A 6,106-nucleotide genomic window follows, 5' to 3' on the forward strand; every position below is an offset into this window, starting at 1 on the left:
TACGGGTTGCCGAAGCGCTCCCGGTAGGCGCCGGTCAGCTCCATGGCGGCGACCTTCTCGCCGGTGGAGCCGTCCATGACGCGCAACTCGTCGATGGACACCGCGCGTTCGCGCACCCTCTCACCCACGCCGAGGCGGTCCAGGGCATGGAAGGCGTTGGGGCCGAGCTGGATGCCGGCGCCGATCTCGGCGAAGGTGTGGCTGCGCTCCAGCACGGTGGCGCGGTGCCCGCGCCGGGCCAGCGACAGTGCCGTCGCGAGCCCGCCGATACCGCCCCCGGCGATCACGATGTGTGCCATGGTCTGTCCAATCCCTTCCAGTGGATGAATGGTTGATCGGGCGTCACCGACGGTCGCGCGCGGCGGATGCCGGCAGCGGATGCTGTGGGAAGAGCCGGTGCAGTTCCTCGTGGAAGCCGGGGAACGTCTTGGCGACGCAGCCGGGATCGTCGAGGGTGAGGTTGCCGGTCCGCAGGTTCAGCACGGAGAACGCCATCGCGATCCGGTGGTCGCGGTGGCAGGCGATGCGCGCCGGAGACGTGGGGCCCGGGTGCACGGTGATCCAGTCCGGGCCGGTCTCGGTGCGCACACCTGTCGAGCGCAGATTCCGCGCGACGGCCTCGATACGGTCCGACTCCTTCAACCGCGCGTGACCGATGCCGCGCACGGTGATCGGGGCGTCCGCCAGCGGCGCGATCGCCGCCAGCGTCATGAAGGTGTCGGAGATCTCGCCCATGTCCACCACGAACCCGCCCCTGAGCACGCCGGTTCCGGTGACGGTGGTCGCCTCCCGGCCGCGGTGTACGCGGGCCCCGGTGCGCTCCAGTACGTCGACGAAGCGCACATCGCCCTGCAGACTCTCCCGGCCGAGGCCGTCCACCGTCACACTGCTCCCGGTGACGGCCGCGGCGGCGAAGAAGTACGAGGCGGTGGAGGCGTCCGGTTCGATGCGCAGATCGGCGGCGCGGTAGCCGGTGGGGCGGACGATGAACTCCCCCGCCGCGTCCTCGGCCACCTCGGCACCGAAGTGCCGCATCAGCGTGAGGGTCATGTCGATGTAGGGGCGGCTGACCAGGTCGCGCACCCTGATCCGCAGCGGGCCGGCGAGCAGCGGGCCCGCCATGAGCAGCCCGCTGAGGAACTGGCTGCTGAGCCCGCCGTCGACCTCCAGCCTGCCGCCGTCGAGGCGGCCTGCCGCCACCCGCAGGGGCAGTGTCCCGCCCGCGGCGGTGCGCACCCGGGCGCCCAGGCCGCGCAGTGCCGCGGCGAGCGGGGCCACGGGGCGGGCGGTGAGCTGCTCACTGCCCTCGAACACGAAATCGCCGTGCCCCGTGGCCGCCAGCGGTGGCAGGAAGCGCGCGGCCGTGCCCGCGTCCGCGCACCAGATCCGCCCGCTGCCCTGCGGGCCGCGGCCGAGGCCCGTCACCCGCCAGACGCTGTCGTCGGGCAACGGCTCGATGCCGGCGCCCAGTTGGATCAGTGCCCGGCGGAACGCCAGGGTGTCCTCGCTCATGAGGGGGGCGGTGAGCGTGCTGCTCCCGCCGGCCGCGGTGGCGAGCAGCTGGGCTCTGTTGGTGAGTGACTTCGAGCCGGGGACGCGGGCGTTGAACGCCCGGTGCGGCGCGCTGGCGGTGATCATCGCTGTCCTTCGTCGGGAGGGGGCGGCCGGCATCCCGGCGGGGGCCGGTGGTGCGGGACGGCGCAGGGAACCGGGCGGGGGACAGGGGCCGGAAAAGCGCGTCCCGGACGTCAGGCGGCCGCGGTGAGCACCGTGACGATCTCGTCGGCGATCTCCCGGGGAGCACGGTGTTCGGCGCGCACCGATACCGTCGCCAGCCGCCGGTAGAGGGGCAGCCGGTCGTGCATCAGCCGGGTGAGCCGCTGCCGGGGGTCGCCGTGGAGCAACGGGCGGCTGTCGTCGTCGCCGATCCTCAGCACGAGCGTGTCGAGACCGGCCCACAGATGCACGACGCGGCAGCCGGCCAGCCGGGCGCGCGTCCCCTCGTGGAGCACCGCGCCGCCGCCCAGGGCGAGAACACCGGTGTGCTCGTCCAGCGCGGCGACGGTCACCTGGTGCTCCACCTGCCGGAAGGCTGCCTCGCCCCTGTCCTTCAGCACCTCCGCGGCGGGCCGGCCGGTCACTCGCGCCACATCGTGGTCGGTGTCGCGGAAGGACACCCCGAGCAGGTCGGCCAGGGCCAGGCCGACGGTCGTCTTGCCTGCCCCGGGCATGCCGATGAGGACGGCCGCGGGTCCGGTCATGGAGTGTCGCCTTTCGCGTCAAGCCGGAGGATCCCGGTGCGGGCGGGTACGGGGAACGCGTCAGGGGCCGGCCGGTTCGAGCGCCAGTCCCCGTCCGACGAGCGCGGCCAGGGCGAATTCGCCCTCCACGGTGGCCTCCACGTCGAAGGCGTGCCGCTCGGTCGGCGGATAGCCGATCAGGTCGGCGGCCCGGTTGGGCAGGACGGCCTGCGCGGCCTGCCGTGACTCCCACAGCAGCACCGCTCCCCACCGCCGGCTCGCCGGGTCGGAGATCCAGAACTTCAGCCGCAGGCCGGGCACGTGCGAGAAGCGCTCCACCGCCTCCTCGCGCAGAAAGCCGCGCAGCGACTCGATGGTCTGCCGCGAGCGCGCCAGATCCCACCAGACGATCACCGCGTGCATGCGCCGGACACCTCCCGGAGCATGGAGCCGATGATGTCCGGCCCGTCCACGGTCAGCACGGACTCGGCGTGGAACTGCATCGACGCGAACCCGGCCGCCCGCAGCGCGTGCACCTCGCCCGTCCCCGTATGACGGCTCACTTCGATCCTGCCGTGCAGCGGGTGCTCGAAGGCGTCCGTGCCGCACCGGGCGGCGAAGGTGTTGTAGAAGCCCACCCGGACCGGGCTGCCGAACAGGTCGATGTCGTGCTGGGCGCCCTGGTTGGGCGCCGGGCGGCGCACCAGGTCCAGGCCGAGCAGCGTGCTGAGCACCTGATGGCTCAGGCAGACGGCGAGGAAGGGCCTGCGCTCCGCCATGAGCTGGGCCACCGCCGCGCGCAGATGTGCGATCTTCGGGTGAGCCGTCTCGCGCGGGTCGCCCGGCCCCGGGCCCATGACCACCAGGTCGTGCGCGTCGAAGTCGTACGACTCGTCGAAGCGGCGGACGTCCACCTCGCAGCCCAGGGAACGGATCTGGTGCGCGATCATCTCGGTGAACGTGTCCTCGGCGTCGACCACCAGGACCCTGAGCCCGGCGAGCGAGCCGGTGTGCCGACCGGGACCGGCCGTGTCCTTCAGCCAGAATCGCGCGATGCCGTCGTTGCGGGCGTCGAGTGCCTCGCGCACCGCCGGGTGCGATCCGAACCGGGTGGGTTCGGCCCCGCCCAGCGCCGCCAGCAGTCCCGCCGCTTTGGCCCGGGTCTCCTGTACCTCGGAGGCGGGGTCGGAGTGACGCACCAGTGTCGCGCCCACCCCGATCCGCATCATCCCGGCTGTGTCGATGTCGGCGGTGCGGATCAGGATCGAGGAGTCCAGCGTGCGCCCGCCCGCGGCGTCGCGTCCGATGAGGGCGGCCACGCCGCTGTAGTAGCCGCGCCCCTCCGGCTCGTAGCGGCGGATGACCCGGGCGGCGCTCTCCAGCGGGGAGCCCGTCACCGTCGGCGCGAACAGGGTCTCGCGCAGGATGCTGCGCACATCGCGGTCGGTCCGGCCCTCGATGAAGTACTCGGTGTGCGCCAGACGCGCCATCTCCTTCAGGTACGGCCCCACCACCCGGCCGCCCCCGGGGCAGATCCGGCCCATCATCTTCAGTTCCTCGTCCACGACCATGTACAGCTCGTCGGCTTCCTTGGTGTCCGCGAGGAAGGCCAGGACACCGTCCAGGTCGGGACCGGACCCCGGGTAACGGTAGGTGCCGCTGATGGGGTTCATCACCGCCTGGCCGTCGTGGACGCTGATGTGCCGCTCGGGAGTGGCTCCGACGAAGGTCCGCTCCCCGGTGTGGATGAGGAACGTCCAGTACGCGCCCGCCTCCCGCTCGACGAGGCGGCGGAAGAACGACAGCGCGGCGGACACCCCGAAGTCCGGGAGCTGGGCGACGAAGGACCGCTTGATCACGAAGTTGGCGCCCTCGCCCGTACCGATCTCGTCGGCGATGACGCGGCGTACCGTCTCGGCGTAGGTGTCGTCGTCGATGTCGAAGTGGCCCTCGGCCACCTTGACCGGATGGTCCGGCAGCCGCCCCAGGTTCTCCCGCAGCGAGAGCGAGGCCTGTTCGCGCACCCGCATCGCCAGTAGCGGACTGCCGTCGTCGGGGGCCGCGAAGCCGCGTTCGGCCAGCTGCCGGTAGGGGACGAGCACCAGCAGCTCCTGCCGGGCGCCGGTGTCCTGCGCGTCGTCGAGTTCGAGAGCGTCGAGGGTGCCGACCCGCGTCATCTCACCGGTCAGCACCTCGAGGGCGTCCTCTCCTGCCGCCTCCGGACGGTGCAGCAGGGCGAATGCCTCGGTCGAGCCGTCGAGGATGTGCGACAGCAACAGCGTGCCGTCCTGCCCGGTCATGGGGGTCCTTTCGCCTTCGGGCGCGCTCACTGCGCTGCCACCGTGGTCGCGCCGAGGTCGGTCAGCACCGCCTGGGCCGTCATGACCCTGGCGGCACGCTCGGCGGCGTAGGTGAGGGCCAGCCGGTGGTAGCCGGCCGAGAAGTCGGCCACCGCGTCGGCCACCAGGAACGGCTGGATGTCGTTCGTGTACGCCTCCACCGCCGTCATCAGGACGCCCACGTGCGCGTAGACACCGCAGATGATCAGCTGGTCACGGCGCTCCTCGCGCATCCGGGCCAGCAGGCCGGTCCGGAAGAAGGCGCTGTAGCGCCACTTGGTGAAGATCCAGTCGCCCTCGTCCGGCTCCAGCGGGGAGACCACCCGGCGATGCTCGGGCGTGGCCCGCATGCCGGGGCCCCAGAAGTCCTTGAGGAGCCCGCGCTGCTCGGGCGTCATGCTGCCGGGTTGCGCGGTGTAGGCGACGGGCATGCCCAGCGCCCTGGCCCGCGTGCGCAGTCGCGCCGTGTTGTCCACCAGGGCCCGGCCGAGTTCGGTGGTGCGCGGGAACGGTGCGAGGAAGTACTCCTGCATGTCGTGCAGCAGGAGCACCGCACGCCGGGGATCCGGCCGCCAGTCGACCGTGTTCTCGGGGAGTTGCTCCGCGGTGGGCAGGGGATAGGGCTCGACAGGGGGGATGCCGGGCATGGGAGGGTTCCTTTCGTTCTCAGACACCGAGGGTGGCTCCGCCGTCCACGGTCAGCTCGTGCATCGTGATGTGCCCGGCCTCGTCCGACAGCAGGAAGGCGACGGTCCTCGCGACGTCCTCGGGGCGGGCGACCTTGCCCAGCGGGATGCCCACCCGGTACTGCTCCGGGTTGCCCGCGATCGACGTCCTGGCGGCGGTGTCGGCGGTGTGCATCCCGTGCAGCATCGGGGTGTCGGTGGAGCCGGGGGCGACCACGTTGCAGCGGATGCCCGTGTGCGCCACCTCCAGGCCCAGGCACTTGGTGAAGGCGGTCGCGGCGGCCTTGGACGCCGCGTAGGCGGCCATTTCGGCGCGCGCGGTGCCCGCGGCGTTCGACGCGACCGTGACGATGGCGCCCGTGCCGCGGGGGATCATGCGGTTGACCACGGCGCGCGAGACATGGAACACGCCGGTGGCGTTCACGGCGAACGTGGCGTTCCAGTCCCTGTCCGACAGGGCGTGGGCCTGGCCGGTACGCAGCACACCGGCGGCGTTCACCAGGTACGCGACCGGACCGAGCCGGGCCTCGACCCGGTCGACGAGTTCCTCCACGGCGGCGGAGGAGGTGACGTCGGCGGCGAAGCCGGTCACGTCCAGGCCCCGGGCGCGCAACGCGGCGGCCGTGGCGGCGATCCTCTCCGCATCGAGGTCCGTGGCGGCGACCTTCGCTCCGCGTTCGGCCAGCAGCCGGGCGACGGCCTCTCCTATACCGCCGGCCGCCCCGGTGACCAGGGCGAGAGTTCCTTGCACGGTGTGACCTCCTTGTGTTGTCGACGAGTTCGGGGACGGGACGGCGGGATCAGCCCCGCCAGACCGAGGTCACCTCGATGGCCTGCTGCG

7 protein-coding genes are annotated in these 6,106 nt (G+C 72.3%); all 7 read right to left on the reverse strand.

All coding sequences use genetic code 11. The features are described 5' to 3' along the window. Positions 1-299: FAD-dependent oxidoreductase (locus KVT45_RS54015; protein ID WP_217562325.1), on the reverse strand; the 299-nt coding region annotated here is incomplete at its 3' end. Positions 300-342: 43 nt separating this feature from the next. After that, complete coding sequence (gene aroA, locus KVT45_RS54020; protein WP_217562327.1) at positions 343-1,638, reverse strand: 3-phosphoshikimate 1-carboxyvinyltransferase; 1,296 nt, start codon at positions 1,636-1,638, stop codon at positions 343-345. 110 nt (positions 1,639-1,748) lie between these two features. Then, the gene (locus tag KVT45_RS54025; protein ID WP_217562329.1) at positions 1,749-2,261 is read right to left on the reverse strand and encodes a shikimate kinase; all 513 of its coding nucleotides are present in this window, start codon (positions 2,259-2,261) and stop codon (positions 1,749-1,751) included. 60 nt (positions 2,262-2,321) lie between these two features. Next, complete coding sequence (locus KVT45_RS54030; RefSeq protein ID WP_217562331.1) at positions 2,322-2,663, reverse strand: YdhR family protein; 342 nt, start codon at positions 2,661-2,663, stop codon at positions 2,322-2,324. Then, on the reverse strand, positions 2,651-4,540 hold the full coding sequence (locus tag KVT45_RS54035) for an anthranilate synthase family protein (protein ID WP_217562333.1): 1,890 nt from the start codon (positions 4,538-4,540) through the stop codon (positions 2,651-2,653). Before KVT45_RS54035 ends, KVT45_RS54030 begins: the two co-directional genes overlap by 13 nt. A gap of 26 nt (positions 4,541-4,566) precedes the next feature. Beyond that, positions 4,567-5,226: an isochorismatase family protein gene (locus KVT45_RS54040; RefSeq protein ID WP_217562335.1), complete on the reverse strand. Its 660-nt coding sequence runs from the start codon at positions 5,224-5,226 to the stop codon at positions 4,567-4,569. A 19-nt stretch (positions 5,227-5,245) separates the two neighbouring features. Beyond that, positions 5,246-6,016: a 2,3-dihydro-2,3-dihydroxybenzoate dehydrogenase gene (locus KVT45_RS54045; RefSeq protein WP_217562337.1), complete on the reverse strand. Its 771-nt coding sequence runs from the start codon at positions 6,014-6,016 to the stop codon at positions 5,246-5,248. Positions 6,017-6,106: the final 90 nt, after the last annotated feature.

It is taken from the genome of Streptomyces sp. GbtcB6, assembly GCF_019091475.1.
Taxonomy (GTDB): Bacteria; Actinomycetota; Actinomycetes; order Streptomycetales; family Streptomycetaceae; genus Streptomyces; species Streptomyces hyaluromycini.